This is a genomic window from Anaerobranca gottschalkii DSM 13577 (genome assembly GCF_900111575.1).
GTDB classification, from domain to species: domain Bacteria; phylum Bacillota; class Proteinivoracia; order Proteinivoracales; family Proteinivoracaceae; genus Anaerobranca; species Anaerobranca gottschalkii.
This window is the reverse complement of the sequence record NZ_FOIF01000001.1, coordinates 61,417-87,939: the sequence shown is the minus strand read 5'-3', so window position 1 is coordinate 87,939 and position 26,523 is coordinate 61,417. Positions and strand designations below refer to the sequence as shown.

Here is a 26,523-nt window from a genome sequence, read left to right as displayed (position 1 = left end):
GATATGAAAAACTGGATAATAATAATTTTAATTAGTGGAATTATGTTTCTTTTTAGTCCGGTAGCTCTAGCTGAAGGGGGAATGGATGAATATATAGATTTAACAGAAATAGAAAACTTTTATTTTCAACTAGAACAGGAATTTGGTAAATACGTACCTACTTTAAATTTAAGGGAAATGATTAGGGGTGAAGGTTCATCTGTTTTTAGTTTAAAGGAGTTTTTAGGAAATATTGTTGCTTTCATGTTTAAAGAAGTGGTTGCAAATACCAAACTAATGGGACAGTTAATTATTTTGGCCATACTAGGGGTATTATTGGAAAATCTTAAGAGTAATTTTTCTGCCCATACCGTTGCTAAATTGGCTCAAGGTGTAATATTTTTAGTGTTATTTACTATAGCTATAAAGACTTTCTACATGGCCTTGGAATTAGGGAATGGGGTAATAGATGATATGATTACTACAGTAAAAGGAGTGATTCCCCTTTTATTAACATTGATGGCGGGGATGGGCTCAGTTTCCAGTGTAGCCCTTTTTAAACCTCTGGTAATCCTTTCGGTAAATTTAGGGGCAGTTATTATTAAAGGAGTGGTTTTTCCACTAATTTTTCTCTCAACCATTCTTAATTTAGTTGATTGTTTTAGCTCTTTTAAATTAAATAAATTAGCAGGATTTCTTCGAGATCTTAGTATGTATATTTTAGGTTTTACCTTAATTACTTTTGTAGGAATCACCGGTATCCAAGGGGTTGGCTCTGCTGTAGTTGATGGTATAGGTATGAAGACCGGTAAATTCGCAGCTAAGGTTTTTATTCCCGTAGTAGGAGGATTGTTTGCCGATGCCTTTGAAACTGTAGCAGGGGCATCGATGGTGTTAAAATCAGCAATTTCTGTTTATGGTATGATAATAATTATTCTCTATACTATTTTTCCTTTAATAAAGATTTTAGCCATGGTTTTTATATATCGGTTAACAGCAGCCCTTTTACAACCATTAGGTGATACTAATATTGTAAAAACCATTGAGACTTTAGGTAACTCTTTAATTATGTTATTTATCGCGGTAATGGCTTCATCAATAATGTATTTTATGACCATAGCCATAATCATGGGTGCTGGCAACATAACTCAAATGGTTAGGTAGGTGAAAATAATGGATATATTAAATACCTTAGTACGGAATTTAGTAATTTTAGTTATTATAATGACTTTTTTAGAAATGTTTTTGCCAGAGGGTCAGCTTAGAACTACAGCAAAAATAATTTTTGGTTTAATGATAATTGCCACTTTACTTAATCCTGTAGCTGTTATTTTAAGTAGTATTGGAAGAGCTTCCTTTGATTTTTCTGGACTTAATTTTACAGAAACAGTTAATTTTATAGATGACGAAAAAGCAACGGAAGTGTATAACCAATTAACATTAAATCAATATATAGAAAATCTCCAAAATAAAGTTATAGAACTAGTCCAGCCATATACAACAGATTATGAAAAGAAGGTAGAAGTTTCCGTTGTTAAAGATTTTGACAGTAAAGAGTTTGGTAAAATAGAAGAAATTAGGATCTATCTAACAAAGAAAAATGGGGGAATTATCCAGATAAAACCTGTGGTTATTGGTAATAAAGGTAATGATGATTTTGTAGAATATCACGAGGGGACAGATATTAAAGACGTTGTCACAAATTACTTTGGTATATCCCGGTCAAAAATCTTAGTGTTTATAGAGAGGGAGGGGTGATAAAAATTGGATAATTTTAAAAAGGTTTTTAGTGAATTAAAAGGGAAAAAAAATTTATCAATTTTATTATTAGCATTTCTTGGTATAGTACTTATTCTATTTAATTTTCCATCAGGGAAGGATCCAACACCAACTTCATCTAATCCTAAAGTCGAAAATTTAGAAACCTTTGAGCTCCAAATTAAAAAAGAATTAGAAAACATTTTAAGTAAAATGGATGGAGTAGGAAAAGTAAGTGTAATGGTCACTTTAGAGAATAGTTCTGAAATGATTTACAGTGAAAATTATACTGAAAGTAGAAGGGAAAATAGGGAAGAAGACAGTCAAGGGGGGACAAGAAATACCGTTGAATACAATAAGACAGGGCAACTAGTTATTATAAGGCGGGCTGGTAATGAAGAACCAGTTGTGATCAAGGAAATAATGCCTAAAATTAGAGGAGTAATGGTAGTAAGTGAAAATGGTGATAATCCTAAAGTAAAACTAGAGATTACTAAGGCTATTCAAAGTGTATTGGATGTACCAGCTTATAAAATTTCTGTAGTGAAAGGTAAATAGGGGAGGAGGGAAGAAGGTGATAAAATTTATAACTGTTACAGTTAATAAATACAAACCTTATATTATTATTGGCTCACTTTTTTTACTGTTAGGTATTGGGTTAATTGTAGTACTTAGGTTTGGAGGAGGATTTAGTATAGTTAAAGAATATATCAATCCAGAAAATGAAGAGGTTTTTTTACAAGATCCAGATCCCGATGACAATTGGAGTTTAGAACGGGGAGAAGAGTTTTTTGTGGAATACCGCCTTGAACGGGAAAGGATTCGAAGCAGGGAAATTGATATATTACAAGCTTTAATTAACAATCCCAATTCTACCCCTGAATCTAAAAGGGAAGCAGAACAAAAACTAATGCAAATTCAAAGAATAATGGAACAGGAACTGGCGGTGGAAAATTCATTAGTGGCTATGGGATATAAGCATGCAATATTATTTTATCAAAATGGTAATGCTAATATTGTCGTAAATGCAGAAGCGTTAACAAGGGAAGAAAAGGCAAGGATTGCAGAAATAGTTTCTAAAATTATCGGAGTAGAAAGGTATCAAGTATTTATTACTGAAAAAGGCAATTAATTTATTTGTAATTAGTTAATAATTTGGTATAATATACTATAATGAAAGGAATTATTTATCATTTTTACATATTTGGAGGTGCTTTATGGAAAATACATTCACAATGAATCAAGGAAATGGTGTTGTTCGTATTGCCGATGAGGTGGTATCTATAATAGCTGGGATTGCTGCTACTGAAATTCAAGGAGTTGCAGGAATGAGTGGCGGTATTACCCATGGAATAGCAGAGATGTTAGGAAAGAAAAATCTTTCTAAAGGAGTAAAGGTTAATGTAGGGGAATCAGAAGCTACCATAGATTTGTTCGTAGTTTTAGATTATGGGGTGAGAATCCCTGATGTAACAAGGGCTATTCAAGAAGCAGTAAAACAGAATGTAGAGACAATGACTGGTCTTACCGTTTTAGAAGTTAATGTTTTTGTTCAAGGGGTAAAGCTTCAAGGAACCGGTGATAAAGATAAAGATGAAATTAAGTTAAAGTAAAAGATAATCCCCTGGAATTCAGGGGATTATATGAAAGGAGCGTCTGGGACATGCTTTTAAAAAAATTGCTAGGTTCAATATTAGGTCTACTTGTGGTAATTCTCGGTGGGATATTTTTAGTAATCGCCTCTGGTTTTGGTAAATTTCCCAGCCAGATGTTGGATTTTATTTCCAGCATGGAGGGTTCTATAGAGTATATTTTTCTATTCCTTATTGTAGTATTATTAGGATTTTTGTATATCTGCTTAAATTTACAAGGAAAAGCTCAACCAACATCTATATTAGTCCCTTCAGAACTTGGTGAAGTTCGAATTTCTTTAGAAAGTATCGATAGCTTGGTACATCAGGCAGTGAAAACTATAAAAGGGATTAAAGACCTTAAAACTAAAGTTATTTTAAGGGAAAATGGCCTTTTCATCTATGTAAAAGTAGTTCTTTATGGAGATAGAAATATACCAGAGTTAAGTCAACAAATGCAAGGGATTATCCAAGACCATGTATATAAAATTTCAGGGGTAAATGTCTCAGAAGTAAAGGTATTAATTGAAAACGTAGCCACAGACTTTAAAACCAAAGTTAGCTAATGCTAAAGGGAGATGATATTATGTGGCATGACATTAAGAGAGTAATTGATAAAAATAGGGGTAAGGTAATAGGGGCTATAATTGGTTTGCTTATCAGTATTTTTTACATAAGTTTTGGCTTTTTACGGGCAACATTTATAATAATTTCTGTAGGTATTGGATATTTTATTGGTAAAAGAATAGATGATGATAAAGACTTTATCCAAACCGTTAAGAAATTATTAGGACCTAGAGATTTTTAAAGTCTTTCTAGGCTTTTTTTTTGCAAATTGATTAGAGGAGGTAAAGGTCGTGTCAAGAAAAGAAGCTAGGGAATTGGCATTTCAAGGAATTTATCAAATGGATATTCTTAAAGAAAAAGCTAGGACAATAATTGATAATTTATTATCTGAAAGGCCTATTAAAGATATAGAATACTTACAAGATGTACTCTTAGGGGTAGAAGGAAATTTAGAAATTATCGATGAGAAGATCAAGAAGTTTAGTAAAAATTGGAAGTTGGAACGTTTATCTAAAGTCGATAAAGCAATTTTAAGACTTGCTATCTATGAAATTTTATTCAAAGAAGATGTTCCCGATATCGTTGCTATCAATGAAGGGGTAGAATTGGCGAAAAATTATAGTAATGAAGATTCACCTAAATTTATCAATGGATTATTAGACCAAATTCGAAAAGAGAAAGAAATGGGAGAGTAAAATGAAATTGTATTTAGGGATAGATACCAGTAATTATACAACTTCACTAGCGGTAGTAAGTGAAAAAGATGAAATTATTTATGATAGAAGAAAAATTTTATCAGTAGAAGGTGGGAAAAGGGGCTTACGTCAATCGGAAGCCTTTTTTCAGCATAATAACAACTTCCCTGAAATGTTTTCATTGTTAAAAGGGGAAATTGAACTAGATAAAATTGCAGGTATAGCTGTTTCTACAAAGCCTAGGAATATAGAAAATTCCTATATGCCAGTTTTTAAAGCAGGAAGTAATTACGCTCAAGTACTTAGCGATGTTTTAAATATTCCTCTAATAGAGTGTTCCCATCAAGAAGGCCATATCTATGCAGGTATGGTGCCATTAAAGTTACAGCCCCCGTTTTTAGCTTTTCACCTTTCTGGGGGGACTACTGATTTACTTCTTGTCAAAGAAGGTGGGAGTTATAGGCTAGATATTGAGCTATTAACTTCTTCCTCAGATCTCCATTGTGGTCAATTTGTCGATCGAATGGGAGTATTGTTGGGATTAACCTTTCCAGCTGGTAAAGAACTAGATAATTTAGCTCAAAGTTCTGAAAAAGTTTTAACTATTCCCTCTTCGGTAAAAGATGGAGTACCAAGCTTTTCAGGACCTTTAACTTTCGCTGAAAAGTTAATTCAAAGGGGAGAAAAAAAGGAAGATATTGCATTGGCAGTATTCAAATGTATCGCAAAAACGGTAGAAAAGGTATTGAGTTTTGGTATAGCCAATACTGGTTTAAATAAAATTTTATTGATAGGAGGGGTGGCATCAAACTCCTATATAAGAAAATACATAAAGGAAAAGGTTAGAGGAGAAGTTTATTTTGCCCCTCCCCAACTATCTCCAGATAACGCCGTAGGGGTAGCTTTTATGGGAAAAAAAGAACTTACTAGAAATATTTAAAAAGTGGCAGGGTTTTAAGTTTTTATATAGAATTTATTAATGTATGTTAGCTTCGTGATGTTAAGAAACAGGGAGGGTTACTCAGTGAACAAAATTTTGGAAAAAAAGGTTTTAGCACCTACACTTAAACAAATTGTTGTTAACGCCCCTTTAATTGCCAGAAAAGCAAAGGCAGGACAATTTGTTATTTTAAGGGTACATGAAAGGGGAGAAAGGTTTCCTTTAACTATTGCCGATTATGATAGGGAAAAAGGGACTATTACCCTTATTTTCCAAGAGGTTGGAGCATCAACTAAATTGTTAGGAAATTTAGAGGTTGGTGATGTGATTTTAGACTTAGTTGGTCCCCTTGGTAAAGCGACTAAACATCCCCATGCTAAAAGGGTAGTTTGTATTGGTGGAGGAGTAGGGGTAGCGCCGGTGTATCCAGAAGCTAAGGAACTTTATGAAAATGGTGTAGAGGTAATATCTATAATTGGGGCAAGAAATAAAGACTTACTATTTTACGTTGATGAAATGAAAAAGGTTAGTAAAGAGCTCTATATCACAACCGATGATGGTAGTGCAGGAAGAAAGGGTTTTGTCACCGATGCCCTTAAAGACTTAATCTTATCAGGTATGGAAATTGACTGTGTTATAGCCATTGGCCCTATGCCAATGATGAAAGCTGTGAGTAATCTTACAAAAGAATATGGTATCTATACAATTGTAAGTTTAAACTCCCTGATGGTCGATGGGACTGGTATGTGCGGTGGTTGCAGGGTAACTATTGGAAATGAAGTTAAATTTGCCTGTATAGATGGACCTGCCTTTGAGGCTCACAGTATAGATTTTGATGAACAAATGAGAAGATTGAGGATGTATCAGGAAGAGGAAAAGTTAGTTGACTGTAAATGTGGGGAGGCGGAAAAAAATGTCGAGAACTAAAAAACATCCAATGCCTTGTCAGCCTGTAGAAGAAAGGATTAAAAATTTTTCTGAAGTTGCTTTAGGCTATGATGAACAAACTGCCATAGCAGAAGCTAAAAGATGTATTCAGTGTAAAAATCCCCGTTGTGTTCAAGGATGTCCTGTAGGAATAGACATTCCACAGTTTATACAAAAAATAGCTGAAGGTGATTTTGAAAGTTCTATCGAGATTTTAAAGAGTAAAAACTCTTTACCAGCTATTTGTGGAAGGGTATGCCCCCAAGAAGATCAATGTGAAAAATTGTGTGTTGTAGGTATAAAAAATGAACCGGTAGCTATAGGTAGATTAGAAAGGTTTGTAGCAGACTGGGAAAGGGTCAATGTAAAACCTAAAGGTAAACAAGTTACTGAAGGTAAAAAAGTGGCAGTAGTTGGCTCAGGACCTGCTGGTTTAACTTGTGCCGGTGAACTAGCTAAAATGGGCTATAAAGTTACCATCTTTGAAGCTTTCCATCAACCAGGGGGAGTTTTGATGTATGGTATTCCTGAGTTTAGATTACCTAAAAAAATCGTTGAAGAGGAAATAAACTCTTTATTAGATTTAGGAGTAGAGCTTAAGACCAATGTGGTGATTGGTCAAACTATAACTATAGAAGAATTATTTGCTGAAGGTTATGAAGCTGTATTTATTGGATCTGGAGCAGGGTTACCTTACTTTTTAAATATTCCCGGTGAAAATTTAAATGGAGTTTATTCTGCCAACGAATTTTTAACCAGGGTAAATCTTATGAGGGCATATCTACATCCAGATTGGCATACACCTATTAAAGTAGGAAAGAAAGTGGCAGTAGTAGGTGCAGGAAACGTGGCAATGGATGCTGCTAGAACAGCAAAAAGATTAGGGGCAGAAGAAGTATATATCGTTTATCGTCGTTCTGAAGAGGAAATGCCAGCTAGGGAAGAAGAAGTACACCATGCCAAAGAAGAAGGTATTATATTTAAATTACTAACAAATCCCGTTGAAATTTTAGGAAATGAAGAAGGTTGGGTAACTGGTCTTAAATGTATAAAAATGGAGTTAGGTGAACCAGACTCTTCAGGCAGGAGGAGACCTATACCAGTAGAAGGTTCAGAATTCCAATTAGATGTTGATGGAGTTATTATTGCTGTAGGGCAAGGCCCTAATCCTTTAATACCCAGATCTACCCCTAGTCTAGAGACTTCAAAATGGGGTAACATCATTGCCGATGAAATGACTGGAAAAACCTCTATGGAAGGAGTTTTTGCCGGTGGTGATGTAGTAACTGGAGCAGCCACTGTAATAAAAGCTATGGGAGCAGGAAAAAATGCTGCCATTGCTATAGACCAATATTTAAAAAATAAAGGTTAGGAGGGATTTTATTGGCAGCTACTGTAATCGATGGTAAACTTATAGCCCAAAGGGTGAAGGATGAAATTCAAAAAAGGGTAGATAATCTAAAGGCTAAAGGTATTACTCCAGGTTTAGGGGTAATATTAGTAGGAGAAGACCCTGCTTCACAGGCTTATGTAGGTATGAAAGAAAAGACCTGTAAAAAACTAGGTATCCACTCTGAAGTTTATAGATTGCCCGGAAATACTTCAGAAAAAGAAGTTCTAGAGTTAATTGAAAGGTTAAACAATGATGATAATATTCACGGAATTTTAGTCCAATTGCCATTACCTAAACACATCGATGAGTGGAAAGTTCTCGATAGGATTAACCCCCAAAAAGATGTAGACGGTTTTCATAGTATAAATGTCGGTAATTTAAGTATCGGAAGGGATGCCTTTGTTCCTTGTACTCCCCTAGGAGTAATAGTGATGTTAGAACATTGTAATATTGATTTAACAGGAAAACACGTGGTGGTAGTTGGTAGAAGTAATATTGTGGGTAAGCCCATGGCTCAGTTGGCTCTACAACGGCATGCAACTGTTACTATTGCCCATTCTAGGACTAAAGACTTAGGTGCTATTACCAGACAGGCTGATGTATTAATTGTTGCTGTCGGTAGACCAAAAATGATTACTAAAGATATGGTTAAAGAAGGGGCCATTGTAATAGATGTTGGTATTAATAGGGTAGAATCAGGTCTTGTAGGGGATGTTGACTTTGACTCAGTTAAAGAAGTAGCTGCCCAAATAACCCCTGTACCTGGTGGTGTTGGTCCAATGACCATTGCTATGCTGATGCATAATACTGTATTATCTGCTGAAAGAAGGTAAAACTATGTTTAAAAGCCCCATAACCGTTAGTCAACTAACAACTATAATAAAGGAATTAATTGAGGATGAACCCCTTTTACGGGATGTGGTAGTAAAAGGGGAAATCTCTAATTTTAAAAATCATAATAGTGGACATCTCTATTTCACTTTAAAGGACAATCAGAGTGTAATAAAAGTGGTAATGTTTAAATACAATGCTAAACATTTGAAGTTTATGCCTCAGGATGGTCAACAAGTTATAATTACCGGTTATGTAGGGGTTTATCAAGAAGGGGGAAGCTATCAATTATATGCTTCCTCCCTCCATTCTATAGGAGAAGGGGATTTAACCCTTGCTTTTAATCAATTAAAAGAGAAGTTGGAAAAAGAAGGGTTATTTAGTCCCATCCATAAAAAAAATCCCCCCCAATTTCCCAGGAAAATAGGGGTAGTTACCGGTGATAATTCTGCTGCCCTAAGGGATATTCTCATAACTTTAAAAAGACGGAATCCTTTAGTAGAAGTAGTAGTAGCAACTTGTTTAGTACAGGGAGCATATGCTAAAAATGATATAGTTAGTAAATTGGAAGTTTTAGGAAGTAGGACAGATATAGATTTAATAATTTTAGCCAGAGGTGGAGGAAGTTTAGAAGATTTATGGCCTTTTAATGAAGAAGAAGTGGCAAGGGCTATTTTTAACTGTCCCATTCCCATAATTACCGGCATTGGCCATGAAACAGATTTTACTATAGCTGATTTTGTCGCTGATAAAAGGGCTGCAACCCCTACAGCAGCAGCTCAGCAGGCGGTTTTGGATTTACAGGAATTAAACCAGCAATTAGATATATATGAAAGTTCATTAAAAAATTTGTTAAAGAAAAATTTAAGTAGGCAAAAAGAAAGGCTGATGGAATTAAGTTCTCGCATTGTCCTCCAACGCCCTTTAACTATTCTCAATCCTTTTTATCAGAATTTAGATTCACTACAAAGGGATCTCTTCAATGGATATAACAATATAATTTATTTTTTTAAAGAAGCTTTAATTGCTGAAGAAAATAAGCTTTTATCCCTTTCACCTAATGAGGTTTTAAAAAGGGGATATGCTTTTATAAAATTGAGGAATAAAATCTTAAAAAGTATCAAAGAAGTAGAGGTAAATGAAGAAATCGAAGTTTCTTTAACAGATGGAAAACTTTGGTGTAAGATTTTAGAAAAATTTGAGGTGGAATGAATAATGGAAAAAAAGTTTGAAGAAGCTTATAATGAACTTAGGGGGATTGTTAAAAGTTTAGAAGAGGGTAATCTTGAGTTAGAAGAAGCTATAAAAAAATTTGAAGAAGGTATGGCTTTATTAAATTTCTGCAAAGAAAAAATACAAAAAGCAGAACAAAAAATAGAATTTTTGACAGAGAAAGTAGAGTAAGGAGAATGTCTGTGGAATTAAAAGAAGTTTTGAAGGACTATAAAGACTTTATAGATAATCATCTGTGCCAATTTATTCCTCAAGATGTACCGGAAAATTTAGCAAAGTCTATGGAATATAGCTTAAAGGCAGGGGGAAAAAGAATACGTCCCCTTTTACTTCTCTTGATTTGTGACCATTATAAAATTTCCCGAGAAATTTCCCTGCCATTAGCATTAAGTATTGAATATATTCATACTTATTCATTAATCCATGATGATTTACCGGCTATGGATAATGATGATTATCGTCGGGGAAAATTAACGAACCATAAAGTTTTTGGTGAAGGAATGGCTATTTTAGCTGGTGATGCTTTGTTAACCCAAGCCTTTAATATTATATCTGAAGTTAAAGGTTTATCAGCAGAGAAAAAGGTTAAAGTTATCAGTATTTTAAGCGAAGCTTCTGGCCCTTGTGGTATGATCAAAGGGCAAGTTTTAGATCTTGAAAATGAGGGTAAAATATTAACTGAGGAAGAATTAAAGGAAATCCATAATAATAAAACAGGAAAACTACTATTAGCTCCCCTTAAAATGGCAGCTGAAGTTTGTGATTTAAAAGATTGTGAAAAAAAAGCTTTAATAAAATACGGTGAAGCTCTAGGCTTGACATTTCAGATAACCGATGATATATTAGATGTTTGTGGTAACTTTCAAGATATGGGTAAACTAACTGGAAGTGATGAGAAACTTCAAAAAGCAACTTATGTAAGTATTATGGGTTTAGAAAAAGCTCAAAAGTTAGCCCAATATTATGTCCAGTTAGGTGTTAATGCATTGAAAGAAGGGAATTTACAAATTCCATATTTAAAGGAAATATTAACATATCTTTTGAATAGAAAAGGGTAAGTTTAAGGAGGATTATTTTGTTGATTTTTGATAACAGATATTTCTTTGTACCGGTAATAGCATGGGCCATTGCACAAACTTTAAAGGTTATCATAGAATTGTTATTAAAAAGGGAGTTTAATGCTTATCGTTTTGTTGGAGCAGGAGGGATGCCCAGTTCCCATTCTGCCCTGGTTATGGCACTTACCACTACATTGGCTTTAGATTTTGGTTGGGATAGTCCTTTAACGGCTATCAGTTTTATTTTTGCACTTGTTGTGATGTATGACGCCGCAGGAGTAAGAAGGGCAGCTGGAAAACAAGCTAAAATTCTCAATATAATTATCTCAGAGCTTCAGCAAGGGAATAAAATAATAGATGAGAAGGAGAAACTAAAAGAATTATTAGGACATACGCCGATAGAAGTAGTAGCAGGAGCATTATTAGGTATAATTGTTCCATATTTGATTTAAATTGGCTATTGAAAAAAATTTTTTAAAATGATATTATAGATTTTATCAAATAACGGTGGTGCAGTATTCTAGTCAAAGGTGCTATATTTGAAGACGGGCCTAAAAATCCGTTAAGGGCACATCGATGAAGTTCCTGGTGCTGGCTTACGACGCCCAGTCGTGGGCTGGTGCTGGGAGTTAAGGGGGATGGGGCGATCCACAATGGCATGTGGGCGTTGACCCCGCCTCCGCGGAGACCTAAGTTTGTAGTTTATCACGTAGATGGGGTGCTAAATTATGGCTTAGGATAGAAACCTGTATGCGGTTCTGCCCGAAAACAAGGGCTGTGTACAGTGTAGCCTGCCTTGAGTGGTAATGGTGGATACTATTTAAAAACTGGATTTTCAAAGGGGCCTAATTTGAAAACCAGGGGTTGAAACCATTAGTGCAAAAGAGGCTAGGATATAGCAACCTTTGTCGAGGAAAGCTCCTAGACTGTTCCGTAAGGAAATATAGAAGGGATTAAAGTGCGGACTAAGTGGCAATCTAGCCCTGTTTAAAACAGAGAAAATTTTAAAGGGAAACCGCCTGGATGGCGACACCAGGTAATTTTCTGGGAAAACCTGCTAGACCTAAGCCGCAACATTTACCTTCTATATTACCACCGTTAGTTACATATAATTTTGAGGTGTATTGGACTTGAAGAATGATAACTTGTGGGTAATAAGAATTACAATTTGGACAATTGTACTAGCAGTAATATTTACCCTCCTTTCTCAAAATACTTTGAGTAAAGTAGGTGTATTTACTGCTTTTTTTATGTTGTTTTCTATAGTCTTTATGGGTATAATATTTGACATGATAGGAGTTGCAGCTACTGTAGCGGAACCTGCCCCCATTAATGCAAAGGCGGCTAAAAAGATAATAGGGGCAAAACAGGCTCTATTTTTCATAAGAAATGCTGAACGGGTGGCGGTGTTTTGCAATGATGTCATAGGAGATATTAGTGGGATAGTTAGTGGTGGAGCTGCAGCAGCAATAATATTTAGGATCTTTGGCCAAGGAGGAGAATCTTTATATAGTGTTATCTTAACTTCCATAGTAGCAGGAATAACTGTGGGAGGAAAAGGTATAGGAAAAACTTTGGCTATAAAGAAATCAACAGAGATCTTAGTTTTTGTTGGTAAAATAATTTATTATATTGAAAAAATATTTCGGGTAAATTTAACAAATTCTAAAAGTAAAAGAAGAAAAAAAAGGGTGTGATTCTTTGTGAATTATCCAATCCTCAGTAAAATTAACAGCCCTGATGATATAAAAACTTTAAATGGTGAAGAAATAAGTAAGCTTTGTGAGGAAATCCGGGAGTTTTTGATAGAAAATGTTTCAAAAACAGGGGGACACTTAGCTCCTAATTTAGGGGTAGTGGAATTAACCATAGCTTTACACAGGGTTTTTAATAGTCCTATAGATAAAATTGTTTGGGATGTAGGTCATCAAACCTATGTTCATAAAATTATAACCGGTCGTCGAGATAATTTCCACACATTGAGAAAATATGGTGGTTTAAGTGGTTTCCCTAAATGCAAAGAGAGTGTCCATGACCATTTTGAAACAGGCCACAGCTCTACATCTATTTCTGCTGCCTTAGGTATGGCTTTAGCCAGGGAAATTAAAGGAGAAAATTATAATGTAGTGGCCGTTATTGGTGATGGAGCTATGACGGGAGGAATGGCCTTTGAAGCCCTTAATTTTGCAGGCCATAAACAAGATTGTAAACTTATAGTAGTTTTAAATGATAATGAAATGTCAATAACGAACAATGTAGGTGGTTTAAGTTCTTATTTAAATCGCCTTAGAACAGATTCAAAGTATACGAAGATTAAAAAGGATATCCAGTACATATTAAATAAAGTGCCTGCTATTGGAGGAAAATTATATAAATCTTTAGAGAGGGTTAAAGATAGTTTAAAATATCTTTTGGTGGCAGGTATCCTATTTGAAGAATTAGGATTTAAGTATTTAGGTCCTATCGATGGCCACAATTTTAATGTAGTTGAAGATACATTAAGGAAGGCTAAGAAAGTCGATGGGCCGGTACTAGTTCATGTTATAACAAAAAAAGGAAAAGGTTATTGGCCGGCAGAAGATAACCCCCAACTTTTTCATGGAGTTGGACAATTTGAAAAAGAAACAGGTAGGGTTATAGAGGGTAAAGGCATCAGTTTTACTGAAGTTTTTTCAAAGAGTATTATAGAACAAGCAGAAAAAAATCCTAACATAATAGCTATAACTGCAGCAATGGCTCCGGGAACTGGCCTTGATGAGTTTGCCCAAAAGTATCCCCAGAGATTTTTTGATGTTGGGATTGCTGAACAAAATGCAGTTACTATGGCAGCAGGTTTAGCAAAGGAAGGAATGAAACCTATTTTTGCAGTCTATTCCACCTTTTTGCAGAGGGGTTATGATCAAGTACTCCACGATGTTTGTCTGCCCAACCTCCCAGTAATTTTTGCCATTGATAGGGCTGGGATTGTTGGAGCAGATGGTGAAACTCACCAAGGGATTTATGATATCGCTTTTTTAAGGCATATTCCTAATATCACCATTATTTCACCTAAAGATGGTCAAGAGCTAAGGGATGGTATTCATACAGCTTTAACATTAAAAACACCTGTAGCCATTAGATATCCAAAGGATATAGTAGTTGAGGAATTTATTGATTATAATAATCCTAGGATTTTGGAAAATAAAGGGCAAGTGTTGAAACAGGGAGAAGAGGTTCTCCTTATTTCCACAGGAGTTACTAGTAATATTTCTTTAGAAGGGGCTAAAAAGTTATTGGATGTGGGAATTAATGCTACTGTAGTTCATTTCCCCTACATAAAACCCTTTGATAAAGATACGTTAATCACCTTAGCCCAAAAGCATAGGTTAGCTTTAGTAATTGAAGATCATACAAAAATAGGAGGTTTTGGGGAACTAGTTTCTTCAATATTTATTGAAGAAAATGTCCACTGTAAATTATTGAGTATTTCATTACCTGATAAATTTATTGAACATGGTTCAAGGAAAAAAATTTTAGACAAATATGGTATTTCAGCTGAAGGAATATACAAAAAAATTATTGGAGAGATTTCAGGAGTAGGTTATGGAAAAGAAAGTGCGATTAGACCAGTTATTGGTTGAAAGGGGTTTATTTGAAAGTAGAGAAAAGGCTAAACGTTCTATTATGGCAGGTTTAGTTTATAGTGATGGGCAAAAATTAGATAAGGCAGGGACTTTTGTAGATAGAGATATTCCTATCCAAGTTAAAGGTAAGGATAGTCCCTTTGTTAGCCGTGGGGGATTGAAACTTCAAAAGGCTGTGGAATGTTTCTCAATAGATTTTACCGATAAAGTGGTGGTAGATGTAGGTGCATCTACAGGTGGGTTCACCGATTGTGCTTTACAAAATGGAGCTAAATTAGTTTTTGCAGTAGACGTCGGTTATGGTCAATTGGCTTGGAGTTTAAGAAGTAACCCTAAAGTCATTAATATGGAGCGAACTAATTTTAGAAATGTAGAGAAGGGAATGTTCGATCCTCAGCCTGAAATGGCAGTTATTGATGCTAGCTTTATTTCCCTAAAGTTACTACTACCAAAAGTAAAGGAAGTTTTAGTACCAGGTGGGACAATTATAGCTTTAATTAAGCCCCAATTTGAAGCTGGTAGGGAAAAGGTAGGGAAAAAAGGTGTAGTTAGGGATTTTGAAGTCCATAAGGAAGTAATTAGAAATATTATAGATTTTTGCTCTGAATTGGGGATTGGAACATTAGACTTAAATTTTTCCCCAATTACTGGTCCTGAGGGTAATATAGAATATTTATTATTAGCAAAATTAGATAATCACTCAAAAATTGATTCTGAAAAAATTGAAGTAATTGTAGAAAAGGCTAAGGAATTAAGGCTGTGGTAATTAAACATTCTAACAAAGTCTCCGTCGAGATTTAAGGCTTCTATCTAAAAGGAAGAAGGGTACCGCTCTAATTCGCCGTCCATGGCTCAATAAGCTTTCGGAACGTCCTGTTCCTCACCCCTTCTTCCTTTTATCTAATCAGCTCTTAAATCTATCTCCTCGACTTAATCGTATCTTTGTTTAATTACCACAGCTGCTGGTGAATTTATCTATAATTTATTTTTAGTCTAAAGCAGGGAGTTAGAACCTGCTTTTTTCTTTTATAAAAAAGGAATTTTAGTTTTTATAACGAATATTTCCTGTAAAATGGGGGTGGTTTTATGTTTGATTTTATTGAAAGGATTTTATTATTGATAATTATTTTAGGTATTTGCTATTATTATGTAGAAAAAAGTTTAGCCCATTGGCGGATAAAGAAATATATTAAAAAAGCTAGTAAAAGGGATATTAGGGTCTTGGAAACTTTACAAGAACAAGGTTATAATATAGTTGATGTTTGCCCACCTAGAAAAATCATTTACTTTAAAGATTATTCAAGTAGAGAAGATATGATCGAGCCTAAACTAGTGGTTAAGTTTTCTGGAAAGAAATATTTGGTAGAAACATATTCTCCTTCACAAGGTTTTTCTTTGAGGGATAATTTGATAAAGTTAAAGATAATACTAGATTATGTCTGTTATAATATAAATGGAGTGCTTTTTATTAATTCAAAGGGTCAGGCAATTAAAGAGTGTAAACTTAAAATTATAACTCCCAACTATTTCATAACACTACTAAAAAAGATAATAATTTTAATTGCCTTTATGACCTTAGGCTTTTATCTTAGTAAAAAGTTAATTTAGGGGGGATTTAGTTGAAAAATATCGCTATATTTTTAAATTTTTCTAAAGAACATGGATTAAAGATAGCAAATGAAATTATTACAAGTCTTAAAGAAAAAGGATTTAAGCTCTATAGTTCAAAGGACTATTTTATAGATGGAACAGAAGGTTTTTGTTCTGGAAATCTTCCTGAAAATGTTGAACTTTTATTGGTATTAGGAGGAGATGGAACATTTTTAAGTGTTGCCAGAGAATATGCAGGTTATCAAGTTCCTATCTTAGGAGTCAATTTAGGAACTTTAGGATTTTTGACAGAAGTTGAATTAAAAGAAGTTGAAGATGCAATAGAAAAAATAGATAAAGGTCAATATAACATAGAAAAAAGACAAATGGTGGAAGCCCAATTAATTAGAGATGGAGAAATTATAGAGAAAGTAGTTGCATTAAATGAAATAACTATTTCAAAGGGACCCTTGGCAAGAATAATCAGTTTAAATACATATGTCGATGATGTGTTTTTAGAATGTTATCCTGGAGACGGGGTGATAATAAGTACTCCTACTGGCTCTACCGGTTATTCCCTATCTGCTGGAGGACCTATTTTGACACCGGCTTTACCTGTACTTGTTATTACACCTATTTGTCCCCATACATTACATTCTAGAAGTGTAGTTGTTAGTAATAAATCGGAGATTAAAGTTATTTTGACAACGACAAATCAAGAAGTTGTATTAACAATAGATGGACAAAAAGGAATTGGACTTAAAAGCGGTGATGTGATTAAAGTAAAAGGAAGTGATTTATTTGTACCTGTAGTTCGTTTAAAGGGTAAGAATTTTTTTGATATATTAAGACTGAAGATGAATAATTACTCTAACAGGAGGTTATTATGATTGATAGGATTAGTATCGAAAATTTTGCTTTGATAGAGGCTTTGGAAATTGATTTTGATTGTGGGTTAACGGTTCTATCAGGTGAAACGGGAGCTGGTAAATCGATTATTATTGATGCTTTAACTTTATTAACTGGTGGTAGGGCATCGGCAGAATTAGTGAGGGCTGGAAGTGAAAAAAGTATTATTGTAGGGGTATTTTCCTTAACTCCTTCAAAAAGCCAAAAAATTAAAGAAATTTTAGGTATTGATGTTGATGATCAATTAATTATTGAAAGGGAGATTTATTCTTCGGGAAAAAGTATAGCCAAAGTAAACAATAAAATTATAACTATAGGGTTATTAAAGGAGATTACAAAAGATTTAGTGGATATTCACGGGCAACATGAACATCATTCATTACTTGATCCCCAAAAACATTTAAGTTTTTTAGATTTATACGGAGGAAAAAGAATTGGAGAATTATTATCTAGATATAATGAACTATATGTAAAACGGAGAGATATTTTAAATCGGTTAAGCAAATTACATAGTAATAATGAAAACAGAGAAAGACAGATGGATTTACTTAAATTTGAGATCGAAGAAATAGAAAACTGTAATTTAACTGTAGGTGAAGATGAAGAACTATTAAATCGTAGAAAAGTGTTAATTAATGCTGAAAAGTTATATAACGGAGTTATGAATAGTTATAATCATCTTTATCAAGGGGAAGAAAATCCTTCTGTTGTTGAAGTTATTGGCTCTATAATCTCCGATTTAGAGCATTTAACTAAATATGATGATAATTTATCTAAATTTATTCCCCAATTAGAAGGAGCTCTTTTTCAAATTCAAGATGTATCAAGGGAATTATTTAATTATGGACAAGATTTGGAATTAGATCCTGAAGCTTTAACTTCAGTGGAAATGAGAATAGACGAAATTAACCGTTTAAAAAGAAAATATGGGCCAACTATAGAAGATGTTTTAAACTATTATCAACAAAGAAAATTAGAATTAGAAGAATTGGTAAATAGTGAAGAATTATTTAAAGGATTACAAGGGGAATTGAAACTAGTTGAGAAGGAACTCTTAAAAATTGGTCAAGAATTATCGGCAAAGAGAAAAGAATTAGCATTAAATTTAAGTACTAAAATTTCTTTAGAGTTAGCAGATATGTCTATGGAAAAAACAAAGTTTGAAGTTTATTTCAAAAAAAATAATGATGATGAATTTTATGAAACTGGTTTAGATCAAGTGGAGTTTTTAATATCACCCAATCCTGGAGAACCTTTAAAACCTTTAGCAAAAATATCAAGTGGTGGCGAGCTGTCCAGGATTATGTTGGCTATGAAAAATATTTTAGCCCAAATTGATCAAATAGAAACATTAGTTTTTGATGAAGTAGATACAGGTATTGGTGGTCGTACAGCTCAGAGGGTTGCAGAAAAGTTGTTAAATGTCAGCAAAGGACGTCAAGTATTATGTGTTAGTCATCTTCCACAAATTTGTGTAATGGCAGATAATCATTATAAAATTGAGAAAAAAGAAGTGGCTGGGAGAACTATATCTACAATAAGGAAGTTAGATGGTCAAGAAAAGATATTAGAAATAGCCCGTATGATTTCCGGTGCAGAAATAACTCAAGGAACAATTAACCATGCACAAGAAATGTTGGCTTTAGCCCAAGGTTTTAAAAGATAAAAGGCTGTGGTAATTAAACATTCTAACAAAGTTTTGCGTCGAGATTTAAGGCTTCTATCTAAAAGGAAGAAGGGATTTTTCCCCTTCTTCCTTTTATCTAATCAGCTCTTAAATCTATCTCCTCAACTTAATCGTATCTTTGTTTAATTACCACAGCTGATGATGACTTTGTCTATAGTTTGTCTTCAGTATGAAGCAAGAGCAAATCTTGCTTTTTCTTTTTTTTTTTTTGACAAAAATTTTATTGTATAACCAAATATTAAGTTTTGGATTATGTAAACTAGCGGCATAAAAAAAACAGTAAAAGAACAAATTAAAAATAAGACCAACAAAATACATGGTTAATATGAAATAGGAGGTGATGTATTTGGAAAAGGATATAAGAAAATTATTAGGGATAATTATAGCTTGTTTAATAGTGGTGATTTCCTTTAGTACACCGATGAGAACTTTTTATAGCTTTCCTGATAACGTACGAATGTTTTATGGTGAAGAACATCATCTGGAGTTAGGTTTACCTATAGGAATAACTGCTATTAATAAAGGAGAACAAATTTTAATCAATGGTATAGAAGTGGCAGATAAAAGAGTAGCCCTTGATGTCTCTCAAGGAATAAAATTTAGACCTGAAAATTTAGGAAGTTATGAAATACAATTTAATTTATTGGGTATTATCCCAATAAAAAGATTAAATGTAGAGGTAGTACCACCTATTTATGTTTACCCTGGCGGTGAATCTATAGGTGTAAAAATTAGTCAAGAAGGTGTATTGGTTGTTGGTTTAGACAAAGTGGAAACAAAAAATGGAAGTGTTCAACCGGCAAAAAATGCTGGGTTTGAAGTTGGAGATACAATATTAAAAATAAACGGAGAAGATGTAGGAGATGTGGAAAGGGCAGCAACTTTAATTGAAGAATTTTCTAGAAAAGGTAAAAAACTAAATTTTACAGTAAAAAGAAAGGATAAAATTCTGGAGTTAACAGTAAAACCTGAAAAATGTAAACAAACAAATACTTATAGAATAGGTTTGTTTATAAAGGACTCAACAGCTGGTGTAGGAACAATGACCTTTGTTCAACCAGAAACAGGAATTTATGGAGCTTTAGGTCATATAATAACTGATTCAACGACCCAAAAACCTGTAGATCTTTACAATGGGAAGATAATGGAATCAACAATTACCAGTGTAGTACCTAGCAAAAAGGGTAGCCCTGGAGAAAAAAGGGGGATTATAAAATATAAGAGTAGTTTTCAAGGAGATATTAAAATAAATTCAGAGTTTGGTATTTTTGGCCAACTAGAAGATATAAAAATGTTTGAAAAGAAAAAAGAGCAAATACCTATTGCTTTAAAACATCAGATTAAAACAGGACCTGCTCAAATTATGACGGTAATTGAGGGAGATAATGTGGAAGTTTTTGATGTTGAGATTGAGAAGATTTTAATTCAAAACAATCCTGCCCCTAAAGGACTTGTACTCAAAATAACAGATGAAAAACTGTTAGAAAAAACGGGGGGAATTGTTCAAGGGATGAGTGGAAGTCCAATAATTCAAAATGGTAAATTAATCGGTGCTGTTACCCATGTATTTGTCAATGATCCAACAAGGGGATATGGATGTTTTATAGAGTGGATGATTATGGAATCTAAGACCATAGACTAAGGGAATTTTCCCTTAGTTTTATTGTTATTATAAGTTATATTAAATAAAATTATACAAAAATTTACTTTACTTTATCGAAAAAGGGTAAAAAATAGCATAAAATAGCGGTTTTTAGGGATTTAAAAGAATTTTAAAAAATATTTTAAAAAAAGAAGGAAATATTTACAATGTGTCGAATAAAGAAATTTGAAAAGTGTTTATTGAGGGGGATGAAAAAATGATTAAGGTGTTAATTGTTGATGACAACGAAGATTTTTGTACTATGTTAAAAGATTATTTTGAAAAACAAGAGGATTTACAAGTATTAGGTGTAGCACATAACGGTATGGAAGCAGTAGAGAAAGTAAAATTAGAACAACCAGACATAATTATACTAGATATTATAATGCCCCATTTAGATGGTCTAGGAGTTTTAGAAAAAATTAAAGGAATGAATTTATCAGTAACACCTAAAGTTATTGTTTTAACTGCCTTTGGTCAGGAAAGAATAACCAAAGAGGCATTGGAATTAGGTGCCGATTATTATATTTTAAAACCATTTAATTTAGAAGTATTGGTAGAAAGGATTCGTCAGTTAATTACAAATAAATCCATAAATAATTCAAAAATTATTTCAAGTTCATCTGAAACAAAGACTAAAGATTTAGAAGATGTAGTAACAAGTATCCTATTGGAGATGGGTATACCAGCCCATATAAAGGGTTATATGTTCTTGAAAGAGGCTATTACTATAGTGGTTAATGATATGGATATAATAAATAGTGTTACTAAAAGTTTATACCCTACCATTGCGGAAAAATTTGAAACAACTCCATCTAGGGTTGAAAGGGCTATCCGCCATGCTATTGAATCCGCTTGGAATGGTAGAAATAATATCCATGCAGTACATAAATTCTTTAAGTATTCTATCAGAAATGATAAAGGTAAACCTACTAATTCGGAGTTCATTGCACTTATTGCTGATAATATTAGAATTTCACAAAAACAAAAATCCAGTTAAATTAAAGGCACTTCTTATTAGTCCCGATAAGAAGTGCCTTTTTACACAATACCAGTAGATATATAGGTAAATTTATGTTATATTAGTAACTGTTGTTTTAGGTATTAGTATATTTTTAAATTTTCAAACAATAATACAAGTGTAGATAAATTTTGGGGTGAAATAGATGAATGTAAAAGGTATTATTAAAAAAAATAAAAAGACTAAGGATTTGATCAAAGAATTAGAATATGGAGATATTGCGTTAATTTGTCATAAAGATATTGATGAGATAGCAGCATTAGGTTTAATAGAGAAAAGGGTTAAAGCAGTAATTAATATTGAAGAATCTATTTCTGGTTTTTATCCTAATCAAGGCCCCAAACTCTTATTAGAAAAAGGGATTATTTTGTGGGATAATGTTGATAAAAGTTTATGGGATAAAATAAATAATGAATCTGAAATTGAAATTTTAGATAATAAAATTTTGGGTTTAGATATAGATTTGGGTAAGCCATTGACTTTAGAGGATATAGAAAAAAAATTAGAGGAAGCAGAGGATAATTTTAATAATGTACTTGATGACTTTATAGATAATACATTAACCTATGCAAAAAAGGAAAAGGGGTTAGTTACAGGGAAACTTAAAGTGCCACCCATTGGTATCCATTTAAAAGATAAACCGGTAGTAGTATTAGTTAGGGGTAAAAGTTACAAAGAAGACCTTTTAGCTATCAGGTCCTTTATCAAAGAAGTTAAGCCTATCCTTATTGCCGTAGATGGTGGAGCTGATGCCTTTTTAGAACATCGTTTAAGACCTGATATCATTGTCGGTGATATGGATAGTGTTAGTGATGAGGCATTAAAAATGGCTAAAGAGTTAGTTGTTCATGGTTATCCAGATGGCAGGGCACCAGGTTTAGACCGTTTAAAAAAATTAGGTCTAGAGGGAAAGGTCTTCAAAGCTCCCGGTACCAGTGAGGATATAGCATTATTATTGGCTTATCATTATAAAGCTGAGATTATTGTGGCTTTGGGAACCCATTCTAATATGATCGATTTTTTGGAAAAAGGTAGGAAAGGAATGGCAAGTACTTTTTTAGTAAGGCTTAAAGTTGGACCTAAGTTAGTGGATGGCAAAGGTGTCAGTGTTTTATACAATAGTTCACTGAATGCCAAAACCATAGTCTTGTTAGTTATAGGTATGTTTCTTCCCTTTTTAGTTATGGCCTACTATTCACCAACAGTTCAACAGTTAGTCCGATTATTTATAATGAGATTAAAATACAGCTTTTAGGAGGGGATGACATGGCTAATTTCAAGTTTCACGTAGTTACTGTAGTTGGAATTTTTGTTGCCCTTGCTTTGGGTATAGTTATTGGAACATCATTAAGTGATAATATAATTATAGAGAGTCAAATGTCTACAATTGAGCTTATGCAAAATAAAATCAATACTTTAGAGGAAGAAAAGGCAGCCCTTATAGTAGAAGTAGGAGATCTAAAAGGTAATATCAAAGATCTTAAGGAAAGTGAAGAAAAATTGTTTTCCCTACTACTTAAAGATTACGAAGATATTGATAATGTCACTTTAATAACTTTTTCTAAAGATAACCCTATTTCAGAACTTCCTATAATAAAGAGAGGTAAAATTTCTTTTCAAAATATAATTTTAATCGATGAAGAGAGATTGGAATCTGAAGATCTTCAAACATTTCTAGGGATTACCCAAAATATAAATAAAGTTTTTAGTGAAAAAATGGCTAATTTTCTTCATAATGGTGATGACTTATCGATAAAATATTTAGAGGAAATAGACTTAGTGACATTTTATGGGGATTACGACTTTACTAATCAACAATATATTTTTTATTTTACCGGGGACGGGGAAGATGAATTACTAAAAATTATGGCAGAAAGGCTTTATGGACTAAATAACAAGGTTGTGGCAATAACTAGTTTAGATAGTAAAAGTTTTTTGAAACTCAATAAAAATATAGTGCAAATTAGTAAAGTATTCCGTCTAGATGCTCAGATTGACCTTATCAATAATTTAATTGAAGATGCTATAAAAGTCAGTGGAAATTGAGGGGGTTGAAAAATGATTACTGTATTAATTCCAGCATATAATGAAGAAAAGACTATTAAGGAAACAATTATTAATGTTAAAGGGATTCCTGAAGTTTCTAAGGTACTAGTAGTAGATGATTGTTCTTTAGATGATACATATCTTGAAGCTCAAAAAGGGAATCCAGATATATTAATAAGGTTAGAGAAAAATAGAGGGAAAGGGGGAGCTTTAAATGCCCTTATTCCTTATGTAGATACCCCTTTTGTAGCTATGGTCGATGCTGATTTAGGAGAATCAGCAAAGGAGCTAGTAAAGTTAATCCAGCCAGTAGTAAAGGGTGAGTACGATATAGCTATAGCTGGTTTTCCGAAAAAGAAAAAGGGTGGACTTGGTATCACTATGACTGTAGCTAAAAAGGGTATGAAATGGCGGACAGGCCTTGACTTCCAATTTCCTTTATCAGGTCAAAGGGTTATGACTTTAGACCTATTTAAAGCCTGTACTCCCTTTGCACCGGGTTTTGGAGTAGAGACTTATATGAACTTGATTATAGCTAAAAGGGGCTATAAATTTATAGAAGTTGAAACAAATATGAGCCATCGTTATACGGGAAATGACTTAAAAGGCTACTTTCATAGAGGCAAACAGTGCCTAGCAATTGTTAAAGAGTTAATAAGGGGCGTGAAGTAGTTGTTTTATTTGACAGCTTTTTTTGGATTATTTATTTCCTTTATTATTAGTAAATGGATCTTAAATTTAGCTAAAGACGGGGGATTAGTAGTTACTAATTATCGAGGTGAAAAAGTCCCTGTAGCCCTTGGGATAATCATTATTTGTGGAATAATGGGTATTTCTTTGATCCTTCATTTACTGAATACCCCTTTGGATTATAAGTTGTTATTTGTCTACTTAGGAGTGTTTACAATAGGTTTTTTTGATGATGTGCTAGGTAAAGGAGATAGTAAAGGTTTTAAAGGACATTTTAAAGCTTTTTTTAAAGGGCAACTAACGACAGGATTTATTAAGGCAGTTGGAGTTCCAATTCTTTTACTCCTTTATTTCACCTTTGATGATTACATTAAGTTAATAGATTTAATTTTTATTTCTTTACTAGTCAATCTCTTTAATTTCTTTGATTTAAGGCCAGGAAGATGTCAAAAAGTCTTCTTGATTACAAATTTACTATTACTTCCCTTTAGCAAAACTATAACCCCTTTATATGTAGGTATATTAGCTATTACCATAGCTACTTTAATCATGGATCTTAGGGAAAAGGGTATGTTAGGAGATGCTGGAGCTAATTTATTAGGGATTATTACTGGAATTCAAGTTTTAGCTCTACAGTTTCCCTATAGGGTTATAGTCTATCTTATGGTTTTTATCTTGACATTTATTGGTGAAAAATATTCCTTTACTAAGATTATTGAAAAAAATAGATTTTTAAATTATATAGATAAGTTAGGTAGAATTAAAGGATAATACTAATTGTAAAACCCCTTATTAGGTAATATGGGGTTTTTCTTTTAATTATTTTTAAAATTATCTATAAAATGAAAAGATAAACTTTATTGTTGTAAAGAAGGAAAAATTATCGTTTACAAAGAATATATATTAATTATATACCCCTAAGTCTTCTAAACTTGTTGAGCCAAAATATTTGCTTTAAGTTTTTTTTATTTTATAACTAAAATTATAAAGGAGTGTCAAATATTGAGTAGGTTTGCATATTTGATAGATACATGGCCTGATGTATATGAAATTTTGAAAGATGCTGAAGAAAAGTTATATTATGATTCTAATATTACATTAATAAAGTTAAGACAAGCAGTGGAAATCATAGTAAAAAAAATTTTAGAAAGTGAGGAAAATTTTGACCAAGTTGAATTAGTAGAGTTAATTGATAAGTTAGATACAATTGATTATTTAAATAGAAATTTTAATAATAAGTTAACAAATCTATTTCATGAGATAAGGAAATATGGGAATAAAGCAGCTCATGAAGGTTATAAGGATGATGAGCTAGCAAAGTATTTTTTAGATGAGTTGAAAGATATATTGTTTCAAATCAAAAAAATAATAAAGGGGGATAATACTGATTATGAAAAAAACTTTATAAACCCTTTTACTTTTAATTGTAATGTATCAATAGAAGAAGAGTTAAGGGAAAGTAAGAATTGGTTTGAAAGAGGTGTTTTTGAAACCAAGGAAGAATTTTATCAAAGAATAAAAAATCATGAAGGAATTAAAATTGGAAAAATATATTTAGAAAAAGTTGAACCAATAATAACAGAAAAAATAGCAGCATTTCCATTTTCTATTTATAAAATAGATGAAACTATTAAATTTCCAGAAATAAAATTTATATACATGAATAAAAATGATTATAATGATCTACCGAAAAACAGTAGTGACTTTGAAATATATTCAAAATTAGATGTAGTCAATGAGGAAGTTGTAATAGATATAGAAAATACATATATTTTTGTAAACAAAAAGAAATATAAAGTTAATGTCCTGGTTTTAGATAGTAATTGGTATGAAAGTAAAGATAAATTTAAGGAAACAATTAATAGGTTAGATCCTATTCCAATTGGTATAGTAAAGATAAAAATGAATGAGTATGATATAGAAACTGAAAAATTGCCAATTAAAATTGAAGAATATTACTGGATGAGTAACTTTTTTAATCAAAAAAAAGGGTATATTAAAATTGATAGAAATTCTGCAAAAATATTATGTAAAGAAAATATAATTTTCAATCTAATAGGGAAGTTAATTTGTTGGGAAGACTCTATTAAAGTAAAGAGGTGTTATATAGAATCTAAAGAATTTAATACTAGTATAATTATAAATTTAGAAAAAGAAGATAACATATTAGGTTATATAGAACAAGCTGAATTGGGTAATAAAGAAGCAATTTATAAGATAGGGGAACTATATTTTGAAGGTGAAGGTGTAGAACAAGATTATACTAAGGCCTATGAATGGTATAAAAAGGCGGCAGAACTTGG

The 26,523-nt window shown here is 32.8% G+C and carries 29 protein-coding genes; all 29 read left to right on the top strand.

Going from position 1 to position 26,523, the window contains the following annotated elements:
- Positions 1 to 3 precede the first annotated feature (3 nt).
- Positions 4 to 1,143: a stage III sporulation protein AE gene (gene spoIIIAE, locus BMX60_RS00480; RefSeq protein ID WP_091347803.1), complete on the top strand. Its 1,140-nt coding sequence runs from the start codon at positions 4 to 6 to the stop codon at positions 1,141 to 1,143.
- 9 nt (positions 1,144 to 1,152) lie between these two features.
- Positions 1,153 to 1,737 (top strand): stage III sporulation protein AF, encoded by a 585-nt coding sequence (locus BMX60_RS00475; RefSeq protein WP_091347801.1) that lies wholly within the window; start codon positions 1,153 to 1,155, stop codon positions 1,735 to 1,737.
- A gap of 6 nt (positions 1,738 to 1,743) precedes the next feature.
- Entirely contained in the window at positions 1,744 to 2,295 is a 552-nt protein-coding gene (locus tag BMX60_RS00470; RefSeq protein WP_091347798.1) for a hypothetical protein, read from the top strand.
- 16 nt (positions 2,296 to 2,311) lie between these two features.
- Entirely contained in the window at positions 2,312 to 2,869 is a 558-nt protein-coding gene (locus BMX60_RS00465; RefSeq protein ID WP_091347796.1) for a SpoIIIAH-like family protein, read from the top strand.
- An 85-nt stretch (positions 2,870 to 2,954) separates the two neighbouring features.
- Positions 2,955 to 3,350, top strand: a complete 396-nt coding sequence (locus tag BMX60_RS00460) for an Asp23/Gls24 family envelope stress response protein (RefSeq protein ID WP_091347793.1) — start codon at positions 2,955 to 2,957, stop codon at positions 3,348 to 3,350.
- Positions 3,351 to 3,400: 50 nt separating this feature from the next.
- Positions 3,401 to 3,934, top strand: a complete 534-nt coding sequence (amaP, locus tag BMX60_RS00455) for an alkaline shock response membrane anchor protein AmaP (protein ID WP_091347791.1) — start codon at positions 3,401 to 3,403, stop codon at positions 3,932 to 3,934.
- A gap of 20 nt (positions 3,935 to 3,954) precedes the next feature.
- Positions 3,955 to 4,176, top strand: a complete 222-nt coding sequence (locus tag BMX60_RS00450; protein ID WP_091347788.1) for a DUF2273 domain-containing protein — start codon at positions 3,955 to 3,957, stop codon at positions 4,174 to 4,176.
- A gap of 49 nt (positions 4,177 to 4,225) precedes the next feature.
- Entirely contained in the window at positions 4,226 to 4,630 is a 405-nt protein-coding gene (gene nusB, locus BMX60_RS00445) for a transcription antitermination factor NusB (RefSeq protein ID WP_091347786.1), read from the top strand.
- Position 4,631: 1 nt separating this feature from the next.
- Positions 4,632 to 5,570, top strand: coding sequence for a Kae1-like domain-containing protein (locus BMX60_RS00440; RefSeq protein ID WP_207648367.1), 939 nt, complete (start codon positions 4,632 to 4,634; stop codon positions 5,568 to 5,570).
- Positions 5,571 to 5,654: 84 nt separating this feature from the next.
- Positions 5,655 to 6,497, top strand: coding sequence for a sulfide/dihydroorotate dehydrogenase-like FAD/NAD-binding protein (locus BMX60_RS00435; protein WP_091347784.1), 843 nt, complete (start codon positions 5,655 to 5,657; stop codon positions 6,495 to 6,497).
- On the top strand, positions 6,484 to 7,869 hold the full coding sequence (gene gltA, locus BMX60_RS00430; RefSeq protein WP_091347781.1) for an NADPH-dependent glutamate synthase: 1,386 nt from the start codon (positions 6,484 to 6,486) through the stop codon (positions 7,867 to 7,869). The genes BMX60_RS00435 and gltA overlap by 14 nt, the downstream gene beginning before the upstream one ends.
- An 11-nt stretch (positions 7,870 to 7,880) precedes the next feature.
- On the top strand, positions 7,881 to 8,723 hold the full coding sequence (gene folD / locus BMX60_RS00425; protein ID WP_091347779.1) for a bifunctional methylenetetrahydrofolate dehydrogenase/methenyltetrahydrofolate cyclohydrolase FolD: 843 nt from the start codon (positions 7,881 to 7,883) through the stop codon (positions 8,721 to 8,723).
- Between the two features lie 4 nt (positions 8,724 to 8,727).
- Positions 8,728 to 9,933: an exodeoxyribonuclease VII large subunit gene (gene xseA / locus BMX60_RS00420; protein ID WP_091347776.1), complete on the top strand. Its 1,206-nt coding sequence runs from the start codon at positions 8,728 to 8,730 to the stop codon at positions 9,931 to 9,933.
- Between the two features lie 3 nt (positions 9,934 to 9,936).
- Entirely contained in the window at positions 9,937 to 10,125 is a 189-nt protein-coding gene (gene xseB / locus BMX60_RS00415; protein ID WP_091347774.1) for an exodeoxyribonuclease VII small subunit, read from the top strand.
- Positions 10,126 to 10,136: 11 nt separating this feature from the next.
- Positions 10,137 to 11,012, top strand: a complete 876-nt coding sequence (locus tag BMX60_RS00410; protein ID WP_177159622.1) for a polyprenyl synthetase family protein — start codon at positions 10,137 to 10,139, stop codon at positions 11,010 to 11,012.
- Positions 11,013 to 11,029: 17 nt separating this feature from the next.
- Positions 11,030 to 11,464, top strand: a complete 435-nt coding sequence (locus BMX60_RS00405) for a divergent PAP2 family protein (RefSeq protein WP_242945673.1) — start codon at positions 11,030 to 11,032, stop codon at positions 11,462 to 11,464.
- 678 nt (positions 11,465 to 12,142) lie between these two features.
- On the top strand, positions 12,143 to 12,709 hold the full coding sequence (locus BMX60_RS00400; RefSeq protein WP_207648366.1) for a hypothetical protein: 567 nt from the start codon (positions 12,143 to 12,145) through the stop codon (positions 12,707 to 12,709).
- Positions 12,710 to 12,715: 6 nt separating this feature from the next.
- Entirely contained in the window at positions 12,716 to 14,632 is a 1,917-nt protein-coding gene (gene dxs / locus BMX60_RS00395; RefSeq protein WP_091347763.1) for a 1-deoxy-D-xylulose-5-phosphate synthase, read from the top strand.
- Positions 14,595 to 15,401 (top strand): TlyA family RNA methyltransferase, encoded by an 807-nt coding sequence (locus BMX60_RS00390; RefSeq protein WP_091347760.1) that lies wholly within the window; start codon positions 14,595 to 14,597, stop codon positions 15,399 to 15,401. The genes dxs and BMX60_RS00390 overlap by 38 nt, the downstream gene beginning before the upstream one ends.
- A gap of 320 nt (positions 15,402 to 15,721) precedes the next feature.
- The gene (locus BMX60_RS00385; RefSeq protein WP_091347757.1) at positions 15,722 to 16,243 is read left to right on the top strand and encodes a hypothetical protein; all 522 of its coding nucleotides are present in this window, start codon (positions 15,722 to 15,724) and stop codon (positions 16,241 to 16,243) included.
- Between the two features lie 11 nt (positions 16,244 to 16,254).
- A complete protein-coding gene (locus BMX60_RS00380) occupies positions 16,255 to 17,115 on the top strand; it encodes an NAD(+)/NADH kinase (RefSeq protein ID WP_091347755.1) in 861 nt (286 codons plus the stop codon).
- The gene (recN, locus tag BMX60_RS00375) at positions 17,112 to 18,800 is read left to right on the top strand and encodes a DNA repair protein RecN (RefSeq protein WP_091347752.1); all 1,689 of its coding nucleotides are present in this window, start codon (positions 17,112 to 17,114) and stop codon (positions 18,798 to 18,800) included. The genes BMX60_RS00380 and recN overlap by 4 nt, the downstream gene beginning before the upstream one ends.
- 367 nt (positions 18,801 to 19,167) lie before the next feature.
- A complete protein-coding gene (spoIVB, locus tag BMX60_RS00370) occupies positions 19,168 to 20,463 on the top strand; it encodes a SpoIVB peptidase (protein ID WP_177159621.1) in 1,296 nt (431 codons plus the stop codon).
- A 217-nt stretch (positions 20,464 to 20,680) separates the two neighbouring features.
- Positions 20,681 to 21,463, top strand: coding sequence for a sporulation transcription factor Spo0A (gene spo0A, locus BMX60_RS00365; protein WP_091347747.1), 783 nt, complete (start codon positions 20,681 to 20,683; stop codon positions 21,461 to 21,463).
- A 166-nt stretch (positions 21,464 to 21,629) separates the two neighbouring features.
- Positions 21,630 to 22,739, top strand: a complete 1,110-nt coding sequence (steA, locus tag BMX60_RS00360; protein WP_091347743.1) for a putative cytokinetic ring protein SteA — start codon at positions 21,630 to 21,632, stop codon at positions 22,737 to 22,739.
- Between the two features lie 11 nt (positions 22,740 to 22,750).
- Positions 22,751 to 23,530, top strand: a complete 780-nt coding sequence (locus BMX60_RS00355) for a copper transporter (RefSeq protein WP_091347740.1) — start codon at positions 22,751 to 22,753, stop codon at positions 23,528 to 23,530.
- 12 nt (positions 23,531 to 23,542) lie between these two features.
- A complete protein-coding gene (locus BMX60_RS00350) occupies positions 23,543 to 24,202 on the top strand; it encodes a glycosyltransferase family 2 protein (protein WP_091347737.1) in 660 nt (219 codons plus the stop codon).
- A complete protein-coding gene (locus BMX60_RS00345) occupies positions 24,203 to 24,991 on the top strand; it encodes a hypothetical protein (protein ID WP_091347734.1) in 789 nt (262 codons plus the stop codon).
- A gap of 231 nt (positions 24,992 to 25,222) precedes the next feature.
- A partial coding sequence (locus tag BMX60_RS00340; protein WP_091347730.1) for a tetratricopeptide repeat protein occupies positions 25,223 to 26,523 on the top strand: 1,301 nt, incomplete at its 3' end.